Genomic DNA, 1,692 nt, shown 5'->3' with positions numbered 1-1,692 from the left:
GGTCCAGGTGATCGGCCGGGTCGTGCGTTCACCCTGGCCCGCGATCGTCCTGGCGTCCCTCCTGTTCGCCCTGGCCCACGGGTTCGGCGAACTCTCCGGCTTCCTGCTCCTGCTCTACTCGGCGCTGTGGTGGGGCTGGCTGGTGATCCGTACCGGCGGTCTCGAAGCGGTGATCGTCCTGCACGTCGCCAACAACGTGCTGGCCTTCGGCCTGGCGGCGGGCTTCGGGGAGCTCGACGACAGCAGCACCGCCGCCGACGCCCCCTGGCAGGCCCTGGTCCTCGAACTCGTCTTCGCCCCGCTGTACTGCCTGACCATGGCGAAGATCGCCGAGCGCCGCGGCATCGAGCGGGTCAGCCCCTGACGGACGTCCTCCTGACGCCCGTTGTCCTGACGTGTCCTCCTCACGTCCGTCCTCCTCACGTCCGTCCTCCTGACGTCCGTCCTCCTCACGTCCGGACTCATCAGGTCGCGTTCAGCGCCACCGTCGGGTGCAGGCGCGAGGCGCGGATCGCCGGGTAGAGGCCCGCGACCACGCCGATCAGCAGGGTCGCGGTCAGGCCGCCCGCCAGGGACCAGGGCGGGACCACCGTCGTCCACCCCTGCGCCCGCGCGAACCCCCACGTGGCCGCCGAGCCCAGCAACGCGCCGGCGGCGCCGCCCAGCGAGGACAGGAGCAGCGACTCGGTCAGGAACTGGAGCCGGATCGCGTTGCGCGTCGCCCCCAGCGCGCGGCGCAGGCCGATCTCCTGACGGCGCTCCAGCACGGAGATGACCATCGTGTTGGCGACGCCCACCCCGCCGACCAGGAGGGCCACCGCGCCGAGCCCGAGCATCAGGGCCGTCAGCCCCTTGTCGGCGGCGGCGCGGGCGGCCAGCGCGTCCGAGGGGCGCGAGACCCGGACACCGGCCTCGTTGCCGGGGCTGACCGTGCGGGCCAGCACCGCCCGTACGTCCTCGACCGAGGCGTCCGTGGAGCGCTCGAAGATCGTGGTGGGGTGGCCGTCGAAGCCGAAGTAGCGTGTCGCGGCCGGGAATCCGATCAGGGCCACCCGGTCCAGGGTCGGGACCAGCTCGACGGGTTCGAGGATCCCGACGACGGCCACCCGGGTGTCGTTCAGCATGATCGTCTCGCCGGGGCGGGTGATGCCGAGGCGGTCCGCCGCCACCGCGCCCAGGACGGCGGTGGGCAGCCGCTCGCCGGCCGGGGTCAGCCAGGTGCCCCGGGCCACCTCGCCGCCGAGCGTGGAGAGCAGGTCGGTCCGGGCCGCCTGGGTGGTGACCCCGGCCGTGCGTTCCTCGGGGACGACGTCGCTGCGGCGGATGCGGGCGTCGACCTCGGCGGTGGCCGTGGCGTGTCGCACCGGGCCGATCCGCTCGACCATCGCCACCGCGTTCTCCGGCAGTCGGACGGTGCCCCCGAGGGGGTCCTCGGCCGCCTCGGCGGTGAGGAGGTTGGTGCCGAGCCGGTCGAGCCGGGACATCAGGTCCGCGCGGCTCGACTCGGACAGGCCGACGACCGCGACCATCGTCGCGATGCCGATGGCGATCCCGAGCGCCGAGAGCACCACCCGGGCCCGGCGGGCCCGCAGCCCGACCGCGCCGACGCGCAGGACGTCCCGGGGGGAGAGGCGGGCGGGCCTGAGATCATGGGTACGGGTCATGCGCCGGCCTCCGTACGGGGGGTGGGTG

At 74.2% G+C, this 1,692-nt stretch carries 2 protein-coding genes; one reads left to right on the top strand and one right to left on the bottom strand.

The annotated features are described in order from the left end of the window. On the top strand, positions 1-364 hold a 364-nt coding region (locus HET64_RS38395), incomplete at its 5' end, for a CPBP family intramembrane glutamic endopeptidase (RefSeq protein ID WP_215111845.1). A 100-nt stretch (positions 365-464) separates the two neighbouring features. Here HET64_RS38395 and HET64_RS38390 read toward each other — a convergent pair. Continuing rightward, positions 465-1,664 (bottom strand): ABC transporter permease, encoded by a 1,200-nt coding sequence (locus HET64_RS38390; RefSeq protein WP_215111844.1) that lies wholly within the window; start codon positions 1,662-1,664, stop codon positions 465-467. Positions 1,665-1,692: the final 28 nt, after the last annotated feature.

This window comes from Streptomyces sp. McG3 (assembly GCF_018619185.1).
Classification (GTDB): domain Bacteria; phylum Actinomycetota; class Actinomycetes; order Streptomycetales; family Streptomycetaceae; genus Streptomyces.
The sequence above is the reverse complement of the archived record's forward strand: the minus strand, read 5'-3'. Positions and strand labels throughout refer to the sequence as shown.